Below are 22,596 nucleotides of genomic sequence, written 5' to 3' on the forward strand. Positions count from 1 at the left end.
AGCCTTGGTGCTGCCGGACATCAACAGATGATAAAACCTAGACACAAAAAGGCTTTTCACCCAGTCCCCAGTCCCCAGTCCCCAGTCCCCAGCTATACAGTGTATTTGTAGGGACAATTCATGAATTGTCCCTACAAAGCGGCATAATGTATTGTACAAAACTCTTGACCGCTATAATTCGCGTTACACATCCGCCTGACCACGAAAATATATTAAATTAAAAGTCCGTACATACGTACCTTATTTATATAGTCGCGAATTATTTTCAGCTCGATATTGCCGCATGACTCAAATTGTCTGGATTGCAAGACATGCCAACCGTCTTGACTTTGTAAACCCTGATTGGTTTCTCACCGCTGAACGACGTTACGATCCACCGTTGTCTGATGACGGTATGGTGCAGGCACAGCAGCTAGCTAAACGACTGAAGCACGAAAAAATTAAACATATTTTCGCTTCTCCCTTTTTGCGAACCGTCCAAACGGCAAACGCAGTTGCAGAAGTTCTCGATTTGCCGATTAAATTAGAAACGGGTTTGAGTGAGTGGCTGAATCCAGCTTGGATGACAGAAGAACCAGTAAAACTACCTACTCGACTGCTAGCAGAATTATTCCCCAGAATTGATATTAGCTACACTCCGCGCATTGCTGCCAACTATCCGGAAACTCGCGAACAAGTGCGATCGCGTTCAGGACAAACTGCCAGATGCTTGTCTTGTGAATTCCTTCCAGAGCATATCTTACTTGTGGCACATGGCGCATCTGTATTGGGTGCGGCAATGGGTTTAGTCGGTGAGATTGCCCAAACAGAGGTGAAAGCTTCGCTGTGTTCATTGGTAAAAGTGGTGCGTGAAGAACCAAAATGGTTATTAGAGCTAAAAGGAGATACCTCTCATTTAAGTGAGATAGAAGAAGTAATCAGGTTTAATTAAATTGGGGAATGGGGAATGGGGAATGGGGAATGGGGAATGGGGAATGGGGAATGGGGATTTGAAGAAAAGAATTATTACCAATTACCAATTACCAATTACCAATTCCTAATGCCCAATTAGCAATTAGCAATTAGCAATTAGCAATTACCAATCAATCTAAAATCGCTATGACATTATTATTAGCAGGGGACATCGGCGGGACAAAAACGATTTTGCGACTGGTGGAAGCATCGGATTCAAAGCAATTGCATACTATTTCTGAGGAACGTTATCGCAGTGCTGATTTTCCTGATTTGGTGCCGATGGTAAAGCAGTTTTTGGCAAAAGCTAACACATCGACACCAGAAAAGGCTTGTTTTGCGATCGCAGGTCCTGTGGTCAAGAATACTGCCAAGTTGACCAATTTAGCTTGGTTCTTGGATATCCAACGTTTAGAACAAGAACTAGATATCGCTCATATTTCTCTCATCAATGACTTTGCGGCGGTTGGCTATGGCATTCTGGGTTTAAATAAACAAGACTTGCACACTTTGCAAGTTGGCAAATTTCAACCGACGGCACCGATTGCGATTATTGGTGCCGGTACTGGTTTGGGACAAGGTTTTTTAATGAAGCAGCAAGACAAATATCAAGTCTTTCCTTCAGAAGGTGGACATGCTGATTTTGCCCCTCGTACTGAGTTAGAGTTTCAGCTTTTAAAACACTTGCTGATTAAACACGATATCCAGCGCGTTTCGGTGGAAAGAGTCGTTTCTGGTCAAGGTATTGTAGCAATTTATCAATTTTTGCGCGATCGCAAAATACACCGCGAATCACCAGAAATCGCCGAAGTTATCAGAACTTGGGAACAAGAAGCAGGACAGCAAGAGAAAAGTGTCGATCCTGGGGCAGCGATTGGTAATGCAGCACTTCAAGCAAGCGATCGCTTGTCGGAACAAACTATGCAAATATTTGTCGAAGCTTACGGCGCAGAAGCTGGTAATCTTGCCCTGAAACTCTTACCCTATGGCGGTTTATACGTTGCTGGCGGTATTGCTACCAAAATTCTCCCCTTACTCCAAGATGGTAGGTTTTTGTTGACTTTCACCCAAAAAGGCAGAATGCGAAGCCTCCTCGAAGATATACCGGTGCATATTGTTCTTAATCAACATGTGGGACTAATCGGTGCTGCTTTGCACGCAGTTGGGTTATAACAGCTAGCAGCATAAGTAGTATTAGCATCTGCAAAAGCAAAAACTATGACAATTAAAGTTTTCTTGCCATTAATCGCTGCCGCAACTTTTGTCAGCAGTACATATACGGTAGTTGAAGCGCGTCAACCTAAAGTTGCGGTTTCGCAAGCCCAAACAAGCGAATCTCAGGCATCGCAATGGAAATTATTCACCGCACCAGACGGACGATTTACCGTTTTAATGCCAGGAATGCCCAAAAGAGTTACCCAAACTCAAAAAACATTCATGGGAGAAATTAATTTAGAAGTCTTTCTCGGACAACCCCCAAAGCAGGAAGTAGCTTATGTAGTTGCTTTTAATGACTTTCCTCACAGTTATGGTCAAATGACCAATCCTCAAGAAATCCTCAATAATGCACAGGAAATGGCTTTAAAAACTACGCAAAGTAATTTAATTGCAGCGCGAGATATTCGTAGTTCTAACGGTCATCCAGGCAAAGAAATTGAGTATGTAAATTCTGGTGGCAAAATCACGAGAAATAGAATGTATTTCGCTGAGGGACGCTTGTATCAAGTAATGGTGATTACAACTAAAAGACAGCAAAAGTATTTAGCAAAAAGCATTACGGGGTATTTAAATTCCTTTAATGTTGTATTGCAAAAGTGAGAAAAATTGCAACCGTCGTAGAGACGTTCCGTCGGAACGTCTCTACAATATGCGATCGCTTGTAAATTAAAATTATAAATTAATCAGCAGAGGTAACTTATGAGCGAACTACAAACAAAATTACCGACTGATATTTGGGTTACAGCCACTTGGGATGAATATATTCAAGCAATTGAAAATCCGGCTTACGAAAAAGCCAAAGGCTACTACCACAATGGACAAATGAGGATTGAGATGGCACCACTCGGTAATGACCACGCTAGCGACCACACTGTTATCATATTTGCTGTTAATTTGTTTGCCAGCATTAAAGGCATTGCTTTAAATGGCAAAGATAACTGCACCTACCGAAAAACAGGCTTAAAGGAGGCTCAACCTGATGTATCTTACTACATTGGTGAAAACGCTGATGTCATTCCTTACGGAACTTCAATTATTAGCTTAGATATATATCCTGCGCCAACTTTAGTAATAGAAGTTGCTAATACTTCCCTTGCTGACGATAAAGGTGAAAAACGACTGTTGTATGAGGATTTAGGAGTAGCAGAATATTGGATTCTCGATGTGCAAAATGTCCAAATTATTGCTTTTGCTATCGAAAATAATGGTAGTAGACGAATTACGCAATCTCTGGTATTACCTGGATTAGAAATTTCCCTATTAAATGATGCTTTGCGGCGTACTCGTCAGATGAATCAATCTCAAGTTGGTACTTGGTTATTAACTGAATTTCAAAAATAATGCTGATTTTTGGTTTATCCATACAAGATATAAGTTATCATAATTCAGCGACAATACACTTGTTTTGTGAAAAAATTACATCGCTAATCGCCGATTTCCATACCATTGGCTCAAATCATCCTCAATTGTCTCAAGAATCGCGATCGCCTCAGTTATTGATTTTGCATCGGCAGCTAAAAGTGCAAACGCTCGCTCAACCCGTTGTTGATAGTTAGAAGGGCAAATAGCAAACGTATTCGCAACTGCCACAGCACCCTTTTCATTCAACAGGTAATCTTCATTGAGTGCGAATAATACCTGATTAATACACGCTACACTGCGGAAACAACAACCTGCTGCGTAAACAACATCATCGCGTGCGATCGCCTTTTTTGCAACAAACAGCGAGAAACTTATTTCCCAGGCAAAAGTATTAATAGTTGCTTGTTTCAGTTGAACTGGATAAAGCTCTGTTTTTGCCTTCAAAGCTTCTAAAACACCATCAGGATCGTAAAGTGGCTGACAAATAGCAACTTCCCCCATATAAATCGAAGATACAAAGCCGTGAGGATGTCCTGGTTGATAATCAATAGTAATTTGTCCGGCATGGCAATCATCAATCACACGATTGACCTTCGCCAAATCGCGATAGAGAAAATCTACAGCTACACCTTCTACCTTTAGCCAAGCGCCACCGTTAATCCACTTTCCCCATTCTCCAATCGCAGTAACCAAATTTAGGCGATGGTTATCATCAAGCTCAGAGGCGAGGCGATTTAAAGCAATTATATCAGGTGGGTTTTCCGGATTGTAATAAATCCCCAAATCCACATCTGACTTGTTAGTATGGTTGCCCCGTGCCCGTGAACCTCCTAATGTAATAGCTATAATTCCCTTAATTGATTGCAAACTACAAACAATACGATCGATGAAATGGGGCAATTCCTTATTCATAAAGTGATTTTATATTTGTTTACATACATTGAATTTTTCTCGCCGACTTACTTAAAAATCACATCCAAGCGTTGCTGTGATGCTTTCAACGCTTCTTGGGGTGAACTTTTACCCAACATCACAGATTCTAACGCTCGACCTAAATTTTCGGAAACTCGATTGTAACCAGAAAAAATCGGACGCGATCGCCCATATTTCGCTTGATCCAAAAATACCTTCACTGCTTTTTGTTCTTTGACAAATTCCTGATATTTTGCACTTTGACGCGACTTCAAATTCACCGGCAAATAACCAGTTCCGATCGCCCACTCTGTCTGAAACTCTTCACTCAAAACATACTCAATAAACTTAAACGCCGCTTTTTCATGCTCTGGCGTAGTCTTAAAAACAAACAGATTTTCACCGCCAATGCCCGTAGCAGGGCGTTCCCCAACCGGGATAGGAAAAACGCCAAAATCGACATTAGCCGCCTGAAATTGCCCTAAAGTCCAGCATCCAGTGAATTGCATCGCCACTTTACCAGCAAGTAAAGCGTCTGTTTCATAACCGCGTTCCGGACTACTTAATATCGCCGAACCGTCATTAATTAAATCACGCCAAAATTGCAAACCTGCGATCGCCCCAAAATTCTCCGTCAAATCAATCGCCGCCGCATTCTGTGAATCACCACCCACCAATTCCCCCCCACCACTCCACATAAACGGCAACCAAATAAACACCGTAAAATCACCTTTTCCTAAAGGTAAAAAGATACCATGTTGGTCTATCCTTCCATCACCGTTTTTATCAACAGTTAATTTCTTCGCAACTTGCCGTAACTCCTCCCAAGTCCGAGGTAACTCCGTAATACCCGCTTCCTTAAACAAACTCGGACGATAAAAAACGCCAATATTATTAGTAGCAAACGGCACAGACCAAATCTTGCTTTGGAGTTCCATTGTGGCAAACAAAGCCGGGTCAATTTCCTTCTTCACCGCTGAAGTTTCCAGCATCTCATCCAAAGGTAAAAGCGCATCCAGTTCAACTAATTGACCGGCAATTGTCGGACTATACCACAACAAATCGGGTGCGGCATTTCCCACCACAGCAGCCAAAATCTTCGGCATTTGTTGATCTGGTTGTCCCACATAAAGCGAATCGACTTGAATATCAGAATGACTTTGATTAAACTTATCTACCAGATGCAGCAACACATCTCGATTTGCGGGTGGATTCACTCCTTGCCATAGCGTCACATGAACGACTTTCTCCTGAGTCAGGTTTCCAGAAGTTGCTTGACATCCGGTTAAACTGAGAACCGCTACGAGTAAAATTAGCAAAATAGGGATTAGGGACTGGGGACTAGGGACTAGTGCTTCTCTTAATCTTCTTTGCGCCTCTGCGCCCACCGAAGCTTTGATCGGAGGAAACCTCCGCTCAAACTTCTCTCTGCGTGAGACAAAATAATATTTATGCATTCTTGTGAGCGTATTAACAAGTTTAAATTATGGCAGGACATAGTAAATGGGCAAATATTAAACGCCAGAAAGCGGTAGTGGACGCAAAAAGGGGTAAAACGTTCACTCAGGTGTCACGAGCGATTATAATTGCAGCCAGAAGCGGTGTACCAGATCCAGCTTTAAATTTTCAACTTCGCACAGCGATTGAAAAAGCGAAAGCAGCGGGTATACCTAATGAAAACATAGAACGAGCGATCGCCAAAGGTGCAGGTACTTTTGGCGGAGATAACACCAGTTTAGAAGAAATTCGTTACGAAGGTTACGGTCCTTCTGGTGTCGCAATCCTAATTGAAGCCCTCACAGATAATCGTAACCGCACCGCCGCAGACTTACGCGCAGCTTTTAGTAAAAATGGCGGGAATTTGGGTGAAACAGGTTGCGTTAGCTGGATGTTTCAACAAAAAGGCGTGTGTGTGGTGCAAAATGTAGTTGATGAAGAACAGCTTTTAGAAGCATCTCTCGAAGCTGATGCCGAGTCTTATGAGACCTCCGATGAGATAGCGGAGGTGTTTACCGAAATTGCAAATTTAGAAAACCTCAGCCAAACGTTGAAAGCAAAAGGCTTTTCAGTAACGGATTTAGAATTGCGCTGGATTCCTAGTAATAGTGTAGAAGTTACCGAGCCAGATCAAGCGCGATCGCTTCTCAAATTAATTGATACTCTAGAAGGCTTGGATGATGTCCAAAATGTCACCGCTAACTTTGACATGAATGAACAACTCATGGCTGCCAGTATGACTTAGTTTACATATAAGTAGTCAAGCAAACACGACTTGATTGCGCTAGCTGTTATTGTCAAAATGAAGAAAGATGAATAATCTTATCGTTTATTTAATTTTTCAATCATCTATGGCACTGACTCAAATTACCCCAACCCAAACACCGACGCAAAAGCGGGGATATGAATATGATTTAGCGATTGTTGGCGGCGGTATAATAGGCTTAACCCTAGCCGCTGCGTTGAAAGATTCCGGTTTGAGTGTACTGCTAATTGAAGCGAGAGTGGAATCAGCAGCAGTAGCAAAAGGACAAGCTTACGCGGTTCACATGCTTTCAGCGCTAATTTACCAAGGAATTGGTATTTGGGAGAAAATATTGCCGCAAATCGCTACTTATCGCCGTGTTCGCCTTTCTGATGCCGATTACCCCAATGTGGTAGAATTTTCCACAACCGATATCGGAACTTCAGATTTGGGTTATGTGGCAGACCATCAAGCACTATTGCAGCCATTGCAAGAGTTTGTCAAAGAATGCCCGAATGTGACTTACCTTTGTCCGGCGGAAGTGGTAAACAGTCAATACCAGCAAGATATAGTCGCGATAGATATCAAAATTGCTGGAGAATTGCGGACAATACGTAGTAAATTATTAGTTGCGGCTGATGGAGCGCGATCGCCTATTCGCGAAGCCGCAAAAATCAAAACTCATGGCTGGAAATATTGGCAGTCATGTATTGTCGCATTTGTCAAGCCCGAAAAATCTCATAATGACACCGCTTATGAAAGATTTTGGTCTAGCGGTCCGTTTGCGATTTTACCTTTACCGGGGAACCGCTGTAGAATTGTCTGGACAGCACCCCACGAAGAAGCCAAAGCTTTGTGTGCCTTAGATGACGAGCAATTTTTAAAAGAATTAAGTCGGCGTTATGGCAATCAGATGGGTAAATTAGAATTATTAGGCTCGCGCTTTGTTTTTCAAGTGCAACTCATGCAAAGTTCGCGCTATGTTCTCCCCAGATTAGCATTAATTGGTGATGCGGCGCATAATTGCCATCCCGTCGGTGGACAAGGTTTAAATCTCGGCATTCGCGATGCAGCAGCTTTAGCGCAGATATTACAAGAAGCGAAAGCAACAAATAAAGATATCGGCGACATTCGCATCCTCAAACGCTATCAAAACTGGCGTCAGCGAGAAAACCTGACAATTTTAGGTTTCACCGATTTGTTAGATCGAGTGTTTTCTAACAACTTCTTACCCATAGTTTTAGTTCGTCGCTTCGGTTTATTGACTTTGCAGAAAGTACCTCTACTAAAAATATTCGCTCTCAAGTTGATGATTGGAATGAAAGGACGTACTCCAGAATTAGCGCGACGCATTTAGGGATTAGGGAGTGGGGAGTAGGGAGTGGGGAGTAGGGAGTAGGGAGTAGAGAGTAGGCAGTAGGGAGTAGGGAATTTTCTTAGCAATCACCATTTCCCACTCACCACTCACCACTCACCACTCACCACTCCCCACTCCCTACTCCCCACTCCCCCTCTCCCCTAGTCCCTAGTCCCTCTTTCTATAGAATCTGACAAATTTCTCGCCAAATTCATAAAATCTGAAGGCATCATTACCAAAGTGGTTGTGTTATTTTCTGCACCTATTTCTGTTAGCATTTGCAATCTTCGTAATTCTAAAGCTGCGGGATTTTGCATAATCGCTTTGGAAGCTTCAGATAACTTAATTGAGGCTTCTTGTTCTGCGGCAGCTTTAATTATGCGAGCGCGTTTTTCGCGAATTGCTTCGGCTTCTTTTGCCATTGCGCGTTGCATTGCTGGGGGAATTTCCACATCTTTCATTTCTACCCGTTCAATGACGATTCCCCACGGTTCAGTTATTTCATCAACGATTTCTTGTACTTTGGTGTTAATTTTGTCGCGATTTTGTAAAACATCATCTAAGATATTTTGACCCACAACGTTACGTAAAGTAGTAAGAGCAGTTTGATAAACAGCAAACTCGTAATTTTCTACTTTATTAATCGCTTTGGATGGGTCAAGAATTCGGTAATAAAGAACCGCATTTACTTTAATTGTGACGCTATCTGCCGTCACCGTTTCTTGAGGTTCAATATTCACGGTTTTAGTGCGAATATCGATTTGGGCTTTTTGGTCAATGACTGGTAAAATCCAATATAATCCGGGTCCGCGAACTCCGTTTATTCTTCCCAGGCGAAAAATAACACCGCGTTGATATTCTCGGTCTAGCTTGAATCCGGCTGCGGCAAGAAATATTAAAAAAGCAAAAAATGTACCTGTAAGTGGTCCCATTTTGTCACCTAACTAATATCTAAATAGCTCTATTCTATACCTTTGATAGATGTACTGACAGCAGTTGTGTGAGTAGTGGGCGAAAATGCCGATCGCACTTCGTAACCAAAACCTTAAGGCTAAATTAAATCTCCCCTAAATAACTAGAGAAATTAACCAAAATATCCATCCTGTATCGCTGATAGCTGAATAAATCTGATTAAGATAACATACAAGTTACCTAGACAAATCAAAAGTCTAAAAAAATTAAGAATTGGTGATTCTGTCCGCTAGTAGTGCTAAAGTTTCAAGAAATTCATCTGAAATTTTCAGCGGGTATCAATGCTGAAGAAGTTACAGAAAAGACAACTTTCTTTAATTGCGGGTGCAGGACTGTGTGCCTTTTTAGCTGGCGCTATGGTTAGTGCTCCGGAGATCGGAAAATCTGTGGGACAATGGATAAAACTGTCCAAAAGTCCACCTGGGAAGATATCTGAAGCAAGCAAAGCCAAATCAGTGGTGCTACCGCTGGTGTCACAATTGCCACAACAACGAGCCACAAAACTAGAGGCGATCGCCAAAGACTCAAATTCGCCGGATAGAAATCGCGCTCGTTATCTTTTGGCAAGTGATTTAATTGAAAGCAAAGAGGCGAAAAAAGCGCTATCGTTACTCGAAGGACTGGAAAATGATTATCCACAACTAGCACCCTATGTTTTGCTCAAACAAGCACAGGCACAGGATTTATTAGGTAAAGACGGTAATGCCTCAGATATTAGGCGAAAAGTGCTGAAGCAGTATCCCAAACAAGCTGCTACAGTCAAAGCTTTGTATCTGATTGCCCAACCGGACACTCAAGAAGCAGCGATCGCTCAATTTCCTTCTCATCCGCTAACCTGGGACATTATTCGCAAGCGGTTAGATGAAAATCCCAATCAGCCCAAATTACAATTAATTCTGGCAAAATATACTTTTGACCAACCAGGAATAATTAGCGTGTTGGATCAGTTAGTTAGTAACTCTAAAGATCCCACACAAGTAGAAGCGGAAAGTTCCCTCAAACCAGAAGAGTGGGAAATAATCGGTACAGCTTACTGGGAAAACAACGAATTTGCCAAAGCAGCGGCAGCTTATGCTAAAGCAGCTAAAACACCGCGCAACCTCTACCGTACTGCACGGGGATTGCAAGTACGCGGACAAAAAGAGCAAGCGCAAGCTATTTACCAGCAACTGATACAGCAATTTCCCGAAGCGACAGAAACCGGTACTGCTTTGATGCGTCAAGCAGAAATGGTACAATCATCTAAAGATGCCTTACCATATCTTGACCAAGTAATTGCTAAATTTCCAGATAAAGCTGGTGCTGCACTCATAGAAAAAGCGAAAATTCTCGACAACAGCGATAAAAAAGCAGCAGAGGCAGCGCGGCAATTACTGATAACTAAGTATGCCAATTCCGAAGAAGCGGCAGAATATCGTTGGAAAATGGCTCTAGATAAAGCCAAAGCAAAAGATTATAAAGCCGCATGGCAATGGGCAGAACCAATTACTACCAGCAACCCAGATAGCATTTTGGCACCAAGAGCAGGCTTTTGGGTAGGTAAATGGGCTACTTTACTAGGCAAACAGCAAGAAGCCAAAGCTGCGTATGAGTATGCGATCGCTCAGTATCCTTACTCTTATTATGCATGGCGATCGGCAGCAATTTTGGGGCTAAATGTCGGCAACTTTAACAATGTCCGATCCTTAAACCCGGAAGTAGCTTCACCCCAGCGTCCAGTACCTCCCGCAGGTTCGGAAACCTTCAAAGAATTATATCTGTTAGGTCAAGACCGTGACGCCTGGTTGCAATGGCAAACAGAATTTGTGAATAAAATGCAACCAACGGTAGCAGAACAATTTACTGAAGGTTTGATGCGGCTGGCACAAGGAGAAAATAAAATAGGAATTGACAAAATTTCTAAATTAGAAGACCGAGAAACACCAGAAGAAAAAGCTCAGTATCATACTCTCAAACAACAGATTACCTACTGGCAAGCTCGTTATCCCTTTCCTTATCTCAACGAAGTTGAGAAGTGGTCGCAACAGCAAAAAATGAATCCTTTGCTGGTGACTGCTGTGATGCGTCAAGAGTCTCAGTTTCAGCCAAAAGTTAAATCTACTGCTGGTGCTACTGGGTTGATGCAAGTTTTACCGAGTACAGCCAAATGGATTGCACCACAAATCAAGATGGATAGTCAAAAAATTGATTTGGAAAATCCCAGTGACAACATTATGTATGGTACTTGGTATTTGGATCACACCCATGAGCAATATCAAGATAACTCACTGTTAGCGATCGCTTCTTACAATGCAGGTCCTGGTAACGTCAGCAAATGGCTGCAAACTTTACCAAAAGACGATCCAGATGAATTTGTCGAAGCAATTCCCTTTGACGAAACCAAAAATTACGTGCGTCAAGTCTTTGGCAACTACTGGAATTATTTGAGACTTTACAACCCCGAAGTTTCTGCCACAGTTAGAAAATACTCAACCGCACATCCGGAATTGCCGAAGTAGGGGATGGGGGGGAGTGGGGGGATAAAAAGGACAAGGAGGAAATTTTTCTTTCTTGTCCGAAATTATGTTTGATGCTTGTGAATGATTAAGTATTGCTTAATCAGACGATGGATGTACTGCATATATCCAATATATCCACAACTGAGTTACAAGAATTAACTCAAGTAATTTTGCCTTATTAAAAGCTATCGGGATGTAGTCAAAGGACTTTAGCAATAAGTACATATCTCAAACTAAAATTTGTATGATTGATAATCCTTTTTCAAATTATTTTGATGATTGGTTTTATTTGGAAGCTGAATTATCTCAAAATGAGACTGAAATAGATAGTAATTGGACAGAACTAAATAGCGATGAGCTAGAAACTAGTGCTGAATCAGTTCAAAATTATACTGAGCCATCAGGGTCTTATAAAGATTTTAAGTCTCCAGGTTCTTCATTGCAAGAAGCTGATAATGATGATGTTGACGACGCAATAAATACTGCGGTTGCAGAGACAATTCAGATTGTAGTAGAAGCTGTCAGCGATCGTTTATTGAAGGTAGAAAATATGGATGATAGTATCTCTAAATCTGTAGCAGATACAAATACTATCGAAACGCAAATACCATCGCCTCTGCCTTTAGAACATTCTCATGACTTGACTGAGTGGATTCGCCTCTGGCTTGATGAGTGTTTGGTATTATCAAATTCCTCTGGTTGTGAAGACATTACTACTGAGTTAAAAGTACTAAACTCACGGTGGGAATTGCCAGGTTTTCGTCTAGCGTTTGTGGGTGAGTTCAGTCGTGGCAAAAGTTCTTTACTCAACCGCTTATTAGATGCAGATATTTTACCTGTTGGCGATCTTCCAACTACAGCGACCTTGACCTCAATTGTTGCAGGGTCAGAAGACCGTATGGAAGTTCAATCTTCCAAAAATGGATGGGAGACTCGTCCAATGGAAGCACTATCTTGGAGAGACTTAACAGCTATTGATCGAGATGGTAGCGAACAAGAGGTGATTGGTCAAGTACGTTTAACATTAGCCCATCCCTGGTTACAAGCACTTGACGTTGAATTAATTGACACACCTGGAGTAGGAGACTTAAGCGGTCGTCGTGCTGCTCTTGCACTCGACCTGTTGAGCCAGTGTGATGCATCTGTCTTAGTTGTCAGTGCTACATTACCTTTCAGTATGACAGAAGCAACCTTTTTAGAACAGGAAGTGATGGGTCGCCATATTCCCAGGATTTTGGTTGCTGTTTCCAAACTTGACACTATTCCTGAAGAGGAAAGGTCAGAGGTATTTAATAGTATTCGTAAGCGCATAGCAAAAATTTCCTCAACAATTCCTGTTTTGCCGCTCTATCCTGTCAGTGATAGTAATTCAGAAACTGAAGTATTTGCAGCAGTAAAAGCTGAGATTGAGTCAATGGTAGCAAAAGGCGATCGCCGAATATGGCGTAGCCGTAAAATTGCAGGTCAAATAACAGATTATCTTTCACATCTAATCCAAGTTGGAGAATTAGCAATCTCTACTGCTGCGATGGATGCAACAGAGAAAGAGAGCGCTTTAATGAAGGTAAATGAGGAAATACAAAACGCCCAAATTGACTGGGAACGAATTCGCCTGAATTTGGATCAAAAACGCATACAGCGTACCAAGGTGCTACAGCAAAAAGTTCTCCAAGCCAAAGCAGAGTTATTAGAAAATCTTTCTCTAGAACTCAAAAGAACGCAAGACCCTAAAACTTGGTGGGAAGAAGATTTACCATTTCGGTTACGGCGTGAGCTTTTCAGATTGAGCCGACAATTAGAAAGCGATGTTTTAAAAGCTTTGGCTCTAGATTTTGAGTGGCTACAAAATGAAGTATTGAAACAGTTCTCGACTCGTATAAATTCAGAAGATATTGACACTTTAGAGACAGTGAAAATCGATTTAGATTTACAAGAGGTGTCGCTGACTGAAATCGAAAAATATCAATTTCTCACACGACTTGGAGGCAGTGCTGCCACAATATGTGGCTGCGTTTTTGGTGGAGCAATTGGAGTAGCTGTAAGTACAACAGTATGGGTCGTCGGTGAGCGAGTTATTAAGGAAAAATTGCAGGAGCAGCGAAAGTTACTTAATCAAGAGCTAGAACATAGTCTTGACCGTTCTATTGATGAGTATTTTAAACGTTTAGCAAATCGTTTCCAACAACTATATAACCAATTGAGTGAAGATATCCAAGAGGAAAAAATTGCTTGGCAAGCTGCCTATAAAATTGCCTTCAATGGTAATAAAGAGCAACCTGAAAACCAGTGGACGCCAATAATTTCTCAAGCTTATACCTTGAAAAAAGAAATTTCACGGGTGCTATTGCCCTAAATTACATTTCTTTCAAGTTCATCAACCAAATAAATCTGCAAGGAAATTGTCATGGTAGCTCAAACTGTCACATACCAAAAGTATGAAGCGTTTAAAGAGAAACAAAATGTGCTGGCGGATTTGATTAAGCGCCACTTAAAGCTAATTAGTTCGCTAAACATGACTCAATCAGAAAACTCACTCCAACAACTAGAAACTCTAGTTCAGTCAAATAGCTTTAAGGTATTGGTTTTGGGAGAGTTTAAGCGTGGTAAGAGTACTTTTATCAACGCTCTGTTGGGTGAAAAAGTTTTACCTGCGTATGCTAGACCTTGTACTGCGATCATTAATGAAGTGAAATGGGGAGATAGTCGTCGGGCTTTATTACATCCGGCAAAATCGGCAGATATTCCTGTGCCTCAGCCTCAAGAAGTTCCTGTTAACGAAATTGAAGAGTATGTCGTAATTAAAGATGATGTCAGTGAAATTAATAGCAACCCCTACGAAAAAGTTGAATTATTTTGGCCTCTCGAACTTTGCCGCAATAAAGTAGAAATTATTGATTCTCCTGGACTGAATGAGCATGATACTCGCCAGAAAGTAACAATGGACTATTTGTCTACTGTTGATGCAATACTGTTTATACTTTCCTGTGAGGCACTGGCTTCTAAGTCAGAAATGGATGTCATTGACAACACCTTAAGACCCGCTGGACATGAAGATATTTTCTTTATTTGCAATCGCTTCAATATGATTGAAGACGAAGAAAAAGATAGCATTAAGCAACATGGAATCAAGAAACTAGCTCCTAAAACAAAACGTGGTGCAGAACGAGTGTTTTTTATCGATGCCCGTGGTGCTTTAGGAGCAAGACTCAAAGGTGACATTGGGCAAGTTGAAAGTTCAGGTTTAGCTTTGGTTGAAAGAGAACTAGAAAAATTCTTAGCCAACGAAAAAGGTAACATCAAAATTCTTAGATCTGCGGCAGAACTCCAGAGAGCAATTTATGAAGCGCGAGAAGTTATTCCTCAGCGGGAAGCAATGCTAAGAACTGATTTTAAAACCCTGGAAGCTCGATATGAAGCTGTTCAGGAGCCACTACACCGCCTGCAAATTCAGCGAGAGCAGATAGTGCAACGTATTTCTAATTTTTTGGAAGATATAAAACAGACTATTAGTGCTGAAGGCTCTAGTTTTTATCGCCGTCTGGCTGACAAAATTGTGAGCGAGTGGGTGAAAACGTTGGAAATCAAAACACCAATGGTCTTAACTAAGTCTCAGATTGAAAAATTAATCAAGGAGGTGACTGACCAACTTTCCCACAAGATGGAGAATGAATTATTAGTCTGGCAAAATGAAATATTACAACCCTTAGTTAGTAGTCGTCTAGAACGCCTTACTCAGGAGATAGATGAACGTGCCAACGAATTTGTGAATCAATTAGATAGCCTGAAGATTCAAGTTGCGGGTAGCGTAGTTTCCATAGATGACCTCAACATCAAAAAAGTTAGTGTAATCGAAAGAGTACTTGCCGCTAGTGGAGGATTTTTGTTAGGAGCAAATATTGGATTAGCTGGGGTTGGTGCTGTTTTTGGTTATCAAGAGATGGCAAAGGCTATTATTCCTCAATTAATCCTTACTGTGGCAACAATTACTATAGCTGCTACAAATCCTTTGATGTGGTTTGCAGCTATGGCTAGTGGTGGAGTCATTCAGGGATTTTTGACTGCAAAGTTTACAAGTAACAAGATTAAAGAGGAAGCTGCTAAACGATTTGCAGCTTCAATTCGTGATTCAGCACCACAACGAGGTGATAAGATAGCCGAGGCTGTAGTAACAAAGCTAGCTGAAATTCAAAACTCAATAAACCAGGGTCTTGGTCAAGAGATTCAAAATTTTCGAGAACAGGTCGATTCAATCCTGGAAGAAAAGCAACAAGGACAAGCTAACGTTGATGCAACAATTAGTGAGTTACAAGTACTTAGCAGAGAATTAGATGCTATTGACCAGGAATTAGATGCTCTCGTAGCGCGGGTTGCTATTATAAATTCTTAACAGGAAACTTTTAAATAAAGTTAGTCAGGACTTAGGCAACTGTCACAAGCGATCGCGTCCCCCAAAGGTGAAGGGGGAATTTCTAAATTCCTTATTCCTTGGCAAAATTTCAATTGTATTAAGTTGTCGCTTACCCACTTTTGGACTTTCTCACTTACCACGACACAAAGCGCGATCGCTTTTTGTTACTTTCGGGTTAGTCTTGAGATAGTCATGTAGCAAATCGCAACTTCGTGACAGTAAATTCTCTAATTTGATATCTGCCAAATTCCGGAGAATCAACCTACCTTTGGTACTACCGATCGCTAGCTGTCGTCCATCTGGACTGAAAATTGCACTGCTGAACTTTTCATTATGTGCTTTCAAAGCGATCAGCAAAGTGCCATTTCGATTCCAAAGTTTGATATTATCATCGGTAGACCCTGCTAAAGTCTTACCGTCGCGGCTAAAACTGACGCTTTTAAACTGATCGCCACTCCCCTCAAACTTTTTAAATAAAGTACCATCTCGACGCCATAGCCTCACGGTGTTGTCGTCAGAAGCTGATGCGAGTAATTGACCATCAGGACTGAAGCTGACCCAATTCACGTTATCCTCATGTCCTGATAAAGTTTTGAGCAAGACACCATCACGGTTCCAGAGTTTCACCGTATTGTCATTAGAAGCGGATGCGAGCAACTTCCCATCGCGACTGAAGCTAACCCAATTTACTTCATCTTCATGGTCGCGTAAGGTTTTTAGCAGTTTACCATCACGATTCCAAAGCTTGACTGTTTTATCCTTACTAGCCGAAGCAAGAATCTGACCATCATCCGACCAAGCGACACCAAAAACCCCATCAGTATGTCCGGTCAAGGTGTTGAGTAGTTTACCGTCGAGACTCCAAATTTTCACCGTTTTATCAAAACTAGCTGATGCGATCGCGCTACCATCCGGACTAAAACTCACACCCCAAACTCCACCTTTATGCCCAATCATTGTGCGAATCGGTGTACCATCGCGATGCCAGAGTTTTACGGTCTTGTCTGGATTTGCGCCTGCGATCGTGTTACCATTAGGACTGAAAGTAATGTTAGCGATCGAATCATTCTCAGTTTTCGGGTTTCCTTGGCGCAAATCGTCCCAGTGCCAAAGTCTGATAGTTTTGTCTCGACTAGCAGAAGCAATAGTGCGATCGTCGCGGCTAAATGTAACGCTATTAACCCAATCATTATGTCCTCTCAAGGTTCCTAACTGCATACCCTGAGAAGTCCAGAGTCTGATCGTCTCGTCGCTACTAGCAGAGGCAATAAATTTACCATCATGGGTAAATGTAACGCTAATCACTCCACGAGTATGTCCCGACAAAGTTTTTCGCAGCATCCCCTCTCGACTCCAGAGATTGATAGTTCTGTCTAAACTACCAGAAGCGAGAATTTTACCATCAGGCGACCAAGCGAGGCTTTTAACTGCATCCTTATGTCCAGGCAAGCTTTTTATTAGCTTACCGTCTATAGTCCATAATCTGATAGTTTTGTCAGCACTCGCAGATGCTATTATTTGACCATCGGGCGACCAAGCTACATCTAAAACAGGTTTTTCATGTCCGGTAAAAGTTTTTAACAGCTTACCGTCTCGACTCCAAAGTTTGATAGTTTTGTCTTTACTTGCAGAAGCAATAAACTTACCATCAGGGCTGAATATAGCACTATTAACTACATCTTGATGTCCCGATAAAGTGATCGGCTGTTTTGCGTCTAGACTCCACAGTTTCACTGTTTTATCTTGACTAGCAGAAGCAATTATTTGACCGTCTGGACTAAAACTAACACTATTGACTACATCCTCATGTCCTGTTAAGTTTTTCCAGAAACTGCCATCAGGATGCCAAAGAATAATCTTACTATCGGCGCTAGCAGAAGCAATAATTTGACCATCACGGCTGAATGTAACGCTATTTACTCCTGATAAATGCTTTTCTAAGCGATTATACTCTCTCACCTCATAAACTGCTTGGTAGAGTGCTGTTTTCGCTTGTTCTCTGGTATCAGAATCTACCCAAACTGCCTTTTGGAGTTTTCTCCCTGCTTTTAAACCTTCTTTTATTGCATCGATACCTTTTTCGGACGCAAACAGCGCTTCACTGTATGCACTGATGGTTTTAATTTCGCTATTTGCTGCACTCAAAATCGAAACTGTTAAACCTACAATCGCTGTGATCGAAACAGCAAGAGCAAATTTGAGAGTAACATTTACTCGTACTTCACTTTGCTTTTGTTTTTCTTTACTTTCTGCTAATTGAGTTTTTAATTGTTTTTCCTTTAATTCAGCTTGGAGTTGCTCAATTTCTACCCGACTCATTTCTTCACGCTTGCGTAACTCTTTCAACTCGCTGAGTAAATCTAATCCTTGTTGTAAGTGACTACCAACCAATTTTGCTTGCTGCTTTTTTTGTCGTAGTTCGCTATTAAGTCGTTCAATTTCAACTTGACTTTGTTCTACTTTATTGCGTAATTGATTTAATTGAATTTGCAAGCTTGATTCTTGTTGTTGCAGGTGACGAATCAAATCTACTAAATAATCATGAATTAGTTGATAGCGTTCGGGAACATCAGGAAATAAAACTACTAACCCGGAACGCACTAATATTTCTAATATCAAATCTAATTTTTCTACATCTTCTAATTCTTCCAACTCTATCGCTAATTGTGCGCGACTTTTAAAAGGTCTTTGATTATTCTCATCTGTTAATAAGTATAAAACAAGCAGCGCTGCACGTTCATTTTCAACGCCGCAATCTTGGATAAGTTCCTTGATATATCGTTCAATTAAGCGATTTGGTCTATATGGCTGATATGTTTCTAAGCTGGTGATTCTTTCATCTTGAAGTTGCGCTCCTGCTACTTGTAACTCAATCGGACGAACTTCTCCTAATTCGGCTGATAAATCTTCTATCAATGCATCAATCAAAGCAGGTTCTAAATAAATGTGCGATCGCTCTGTTAAACGCTGCATCACAATTTTTGCATCTGCGGTCGAAAAATTATTTAATTGATAGCGAATATTTTTATCGAGAATGTTCTTACTAATTGCTTCTAATCCCGATAAATGCTTAAACTCTAATAAACGATGTAAATAATCTTCTCGCAAAGAAAGAATAACTTTCACAAAAGGTATATTTAAAGTTTGACTAATAAAAATATCAAACTCTTGCTTTTTCTTTCTATCTGTGTATCCAAAGAAAAATTCTTCAAACTGGTCAAAAATTAAAACTGTAATTAAATGGTTGTCAGCATTTTCTTTTAATTGTTGCTGAATTCCGGCAATTGTGATTGGTGTTTCTGCAAAAGGTAAAACTTCTGGATCGATGACGACTTCTTTTTTAATTCGCGATTGTGCTTCTGATAAAGATTTTCCTAATTCTCGCACCCAATCATCGTATAATTGTAAAACCACAGGTACGGCAATTTGATCGCCGATCGCTCGATTTTGCAATGCAGGTACTAAACCGGCAGTCACGGTAGAACTCTTACCCACACCAGACGGACCGTGAATCACTATCAGCTTTTGGTCAGCACGGCTAATTCTGCCAATCAAGTTATTTATATCACCTTCGCGACCAGAAGCGGCAATTTCTAACGCGACACTGCTACCTCCAGCAGGTGATAGCAAAGCTGGATTTGTCGCTTGTCTTTGCGGTTGTAAACGTCCTGCACCGATAAAAGCGCGAAAACCATACTGCTGTTCGACAGAACGACGTTTTTGACGAATAGTAAAAGCTTCTAAATAACGACCTTCTTCAAAATAAAGCGATCGCAAAGACCGTAACATGCGAATATAACGATGAGCATCATAACGATGGTCGCTAAATTCTAACGCTTCGTCAAGATTCTCACTCGCCATTTTTAACTGTTCTAAAGCGATTTTTTCTTCACCCAAATTTCGCTGTGCTTTCGCTAAAAGCAAGCGATAAGTTTGCGCTAAAAGTAAGGCAAATATGCCTTGATTAGAGTCGCTATTATCTTTCGATTCGTATAATTTCCACAAACTAACTCGTGCATATTGACTCGCTTGTGCCCAGCGTAATTCTTGCACGGCAACTTGTGCTAAAAAACCATAATCACAAGCTAATTGTATTTGCGTTCCATAAGTTTGATGCAATTCCAAAGACTTTTGAGCAACCATTTGCAATTCTTGCCATTCTTGCAAATGTTGCAAAACTTCCGCCAAATCTCCAATAAATTGCGCTGCTACATCCGGACGTCCACTTACTTGCAAAACATTCAAGCATTCTTGAAAGTACAATTTAGCTGAATGCCAATAACGGCGATTTTCTGAATAATTTCGTTCAGCTAAACGACAACAACACAACCCAATATAAAATAATAACACCCCTTGTCGCAGTAAAGGTGAAGCGTGGTTGTTAACTATATCTAACTGCGAACCGAATGAATCGGGAATTCTAAATTTATCGCTTTCTCTATTTTGTACCGATAATTCCCGCCAACATCTTAAGCTTTCTTGGAAATGGTCTAAAGCGGACTTTATGCGATCGCTTACATAATCATCTAAACCAAAAACAAATTTTAAACTAGCATTTAATTCTGGTTCTAAAGAGATACCATGATTTTGTAACTCTTTAATCGCATAGTGAAGTTCATAGCTATGTTCCCAAACTTGTTCTACGGTACAATGTCGATCTGCTTCAGATTCTTGACGTTGTGTAGCACGAGTATTTAAAACTGTAGCGAATAGAGAATCAGTTTCTTGTTGCAGAAATTGTAGCAACTCAGTTGAGGTCATTTCAAACCTAATTGGTGTCGCTGCCCAACTTGCAAAATCTGGTGCTAAACGTAATAATTTTTGCTGTACTTCATCATTCACCCAAAACACCATTGGAAATGAATGTCTTTTGCGAAACTCATCGCGGATATGATTGATCGCACGCAGCAAATCATCGAGTCCTTCTACTGACTCTAAACCCAAAATCATCAATGCTGAAGGCTGTTTTGTCAGTTGTGCATGAAGAGTTGTGTAGAGACTTCTCGCATTAGAAGGCAAAACTAGCTTTTGAATGTCATATGTTTCTTCAAGTCGTTGTAAAATTTGCTGTTGCAAAACTTTATAATTGCAGCAAACTACAACCACGGAAAATTGATTGTAAGAGAGAGCGATCGCTCTCCCCAAACTTCTAAATGAACGCTCGTTATCTGTTATGATGCTTGTTTGCGCGTTTCCTTCAACCATGATTGAAATTTTTGCGTTTCTGCTAAAACTGGGTTGACCGCAAACCAAACTCCCTGATGATCGCGGTATTCAAAGACAAACAAACTTCTTAACAAAGTGTGATATTCGATATCACCTCGAACTCGCTGCTGTTGCACCACTTGAAATATTAATTCCCACTCGTGCGGATCGATGGGGTTAGCACGGTAGTCACGCTGTCTTTGAATCACAAGTTCCACACAACCGCGATCGAAAGGTGGATCTTGTTCTCGCAAACAGTCGTACAACAATCCTAACAAGTCGCGTACATGACCACCGCTGATCAGACACAACCGATCTAAAGTTTCGGCACTGTCAAACACCTCTGTTATTAAGTTTAACCTTTCTTCTGGGTAAATATCAGGGAAAGCTCTCGCTAACACCATTTGACGCATCAAAGTTAGTCCGGGAGTGTAAACCTCCCCAGAACGCGATCGCACGGGTATTATAGGTAATACTTTAGGGGCAACACCACCACCTAAACGTTGCTGTAGTTCAGCGTTATCGTTAGAAAAAGTTAAAGCTAAAGGAATAGTGTAAACTACATGACAGCTGAGTTTACGTAACTGTTCACCCCGCTGGATAAATAAATATTCTGGCAGCGATCGCCCAGATGGTAAAGGTCTAATTGCCACTCTGTCCAAATTATCGACAATTACGACTAATCCTTTTTTACCTCTAGCTTTCAATTCGGTGTTCGCACGGTCTAACAGTTCTTTATTAATTGACTGTAAAATATTTCCCGTGCGAGGTTCGAGATAATCGCGTAAACGCCGGCGTAATTGCGGACTTTCTTTGGTTTTTGCGGTAATTTTCCCAATCCCAACAGACAATTCAGCTTCATAGTCTAAGTCAATCGGTGTTTGCATGAAGTCTATAACTTCCGTAAACAACTTAGTAAAATAGCTAGGTTTGATGCGGATTTTTTGCGTTTCTAGGCTTTGACTCACCTGACCGGCGATCGCTAGTAAAATATCAGTTACATCTACATCAGCCATTTCTAGGACATGAGTAGACTCAAAATAAACCACATGAAATTTTTGCTCTTCTAACTCAGCTTGGAGTCGCAATAACTCGGTTGACTTTCCACAGCCAAGATGACCTGTAAATAGCTGACAGGTAGGGACATCCGGTGATATCCGCGTAATGGTACGCTGTAAAGCTTCGATGATTTTACCACCCCGCACTGAGGCAAAATCAATATAGTATCGGCGATCGGCAGGATTTCCCATCATTAGAGGTCTGCTCGGATTGCACGCTTGATAAAATCTTTCTAAATCTAAGAGCATAACTACTAATCCATTTCACTTAGGGAAAGACGGGGATTGCGAAAACGTCTGGATAACTAACTATATTTATATCTGCTGAGTAGTAATTCTTGCCTAGTCTGCGAATATCCCTATCAAAATACAAACTATATTGACATTCTTCCGGATGATTTTCCCGATAAATT

14 protein-coding genes are annotated in these 22,596 nt (G+C 41.1%); 9 read left to right on the plus strand and 5 right to left on the minus strand.

What is annotated here, in order from left to right; all coding sequences use genetic code 11:
- Nucleotides 1-283 precede the first annotated feature (283 nt).
- The 4 genes from PI95_RS11645 (at nucleotide 284) to PI95_RS11660 (ending at nucleotide 3,510) form a co-directional block, all read left to right on the plus strand.
- Nucleotides 284-931, plus strand: a complete 648-nt coding sequence (locus PI95_RS11645; RefSeq protein WP_039743166.1) for a histidine phosphatase family protein — start codon at nucleotides 284-286, stop codon at nucleotides 929-931.
- A gap of 167 nt (nucleotides 932-1,098) precedes the next feature.
- Nucleotides 1,099-2,124, plus strand: coding sequence for a glucokinase (locus PI95_RS11650; RefSeq protein ID WP_039743164.1), 1,026 nt, complete (start codon nucleotides 1,099-1,101; stop codon nucleotides 2,122-2,124).
- A 45-nt stretch (nucleotides 2,125-2,169) separates the two neighbouring features.
- A complete protein-coding gene (locus PI95_RS11655) occupies nucleotides 2,170-2,769 on the plus strand; it encodes a hypothetical protein (RefSeq protein ID WP_039743162.1) in 600 nt (199 codons plus the stop codon).
- Between the two features lie 99 nt (nucleotides 2,770-2,868).
- On the plus strand, nucleotides 2,869-3,510 hold the full coding sequence (locus PI95_RS11660; protein WP_039743161.1) for a Uma2 family endonuclease: 642 nt from the start codon (nucleotides 2,869-2,871) through the stop codon (nucleotides 3,508-3,510).
- 75 nt (nucleotides 3,511-3,585) lie between these two features.
- On the opposite strand, the gene PI95_RS11665 is transcribed toward PI95_RS11660, so the two are convergent.
- Complete coding sequence (locus PI95_RS11665; protein WP_039743158.1) at nucleotides 3,586-4,443, minus strand: nucleotidyltransferase domain-containing protein; 858 nt, start codon at nucleotides 4,441-4,443, stop codon at nucleotides 3,586-3,588.
- 47 nt (nucleotides 4,444-4,490) lie between these two features.
- Nucleotides 4,491-5,765 carry an ABC transporter substrate-binding protein gene (locus tag PI95_RS11670; RefSeq protein ID WP_373695701.1) on the minus strand — a complete coding sequence of 425 codons (1,275 nt, stop codon included), beginning with the start codon at nucleotides 5,763-5,765 and terminating at the stop codon, nucleotides 4,491-4,493.
- Nucleotides 5,766-5,929: 164 nt separating this feature from the next.
- On the opposite strand from PI95_RS11670, the gene PI95_RS11675 reads away from it, so the two are divergent.
- Both PI95_RS11675 and PI95_RS11680 read left to right on the plus strand, forming a co-directional pair.
- Nucleotides 5,930-6,685, plus strand: a complete 756-nt coding sequence (locus PI95_RS11675) for a YebC/PmpR family DNA-binding transcriptional regulator (RefSeq protein ID WP_039743157.1) — start codon at nucleotides 5,930-5,932, stop codon at nucleotides 6,683-6,685.
- Between the two features lie 106 nt (nucleotides 6,686-6,791).
- Nucleotides 6,792-8,042, plus strand: coding sequence for an FAD-dependent hydroxylase (locus tag PI95_RS11680; protein ID WP_039744048.1), 1,251 nt, complete (start codon nucleotides 6,792-6,794; stop codon nucleotides 8,040-8,042).
- Nucleotides 8,043-8,203: 161 nt separating this feature from the next.
- Here the strand turns inward: PI95_RS11680 and PI95_RS11685 are convergent, their stop codons facing one another.
- Nucleotides 8,204-8,974 (minus strand): slipin family protein, encoded by a 771-nt coding sequence (locus PI95_RS11685; protein WP_039743155.1) that lies wholly within the window; start codon nucleotides 8,972-8,974, stop codon nucleotides 8,204-8,206.
- Nucleotides 8,975-9,295: 321 nt separating this feature from the next.
- Between PI95_RS11685 and PI95_RS11690 the strand changes: the two genes are divergently transcribed.
- The 3 genes from PI95_RS11690 (at nucleotide 9,296) to PI95_RS11700 (ending at nucleotide 15,899) form a co-directional block, all read left to right on the plus strand.
- Nucleotides 9,296-11,512 carry a lytic transglycosylase domain-containing protein gene (locus PI95_RS11690; protein ID WP_039743152.1) on the plus strand — a complete coding sequence of 739 codons (2,217 nt, stop codon included), beginning with the start codon at nucleotides 9,296-9,298 and terminating at the stop codon, nucleotides 11,510-11,512.
- 244 nt (nucleotides 11,513-11,756) lie between these two features.
- A complete protein-coding gene (locus tag PI95_RS11695) occupies nucleotides 11,757-13,865 on the plus strand; it encodes a dynamin family protein (protein ID WP_052324878.1) in 2,109 nt (702 codons plus the stop codon).
- Between the two features lie 51 nt (nucleotides 13,866-13,916).
- On the plus strand, nucleotides 13,917-15,899 hold the full coding sequence (locus tag PI95_RS11700; RefSeq protein ID WP_039743142.1) for a dynamin family protein: 1,983 nt from the start codon (nucleotides 13,917-13,919) through the stop codon (nucleotides 15,897-15,899).
- A gap of 150 nt (nucleotides 15,900-16,049) precedes the next feature.
- Here the strand turns inward: PI95_RS11700 and PI95_RS11705 are convergent, their stop codons facing one another.
- Together PI95_RS11705 and PI95_RS11710 are read right to left on the minus strand one after the other, a co-directional pair.
- A complete protein-coding gene (locus PI95_RS11705) occupies nucleotides 16,050-21,125 on the minus strand; it encodes a WD40 domain-containing protein (RefSeq protein ID WP_039743139.1) in 5,076 nt (1,691 codons plus the stop codon).
- On the minus strand, nucleotides 21,092-22,432 hold the full coding sequence (locus PI95_RS11710; RefSeq protein ID WP_039743135.1) for a P-loop NTPase fold protein: 1,341 nt from the start codon (nucleotides 22,430-22,432) through the stop codon (nucleotides 21,092-21,094). Before PI95_RS11710 ends, PI95_RS11705 begins: the two co-directional genes overlap by 34 nt.
- Nucleotides 22,433-22,596 lie beyond the last annotated feature (164 nt).

The sequence above is a fragment of the Hassallia byssoidea VB512170 genome (genome assembly GCF_000817785.2).
Lineage (GTDB): Bacteria > Cyanobacteriota > Cyanobacteriia > Cyanobacteriales > Nostocaceae > Hassallia > Hassallia carrinoi.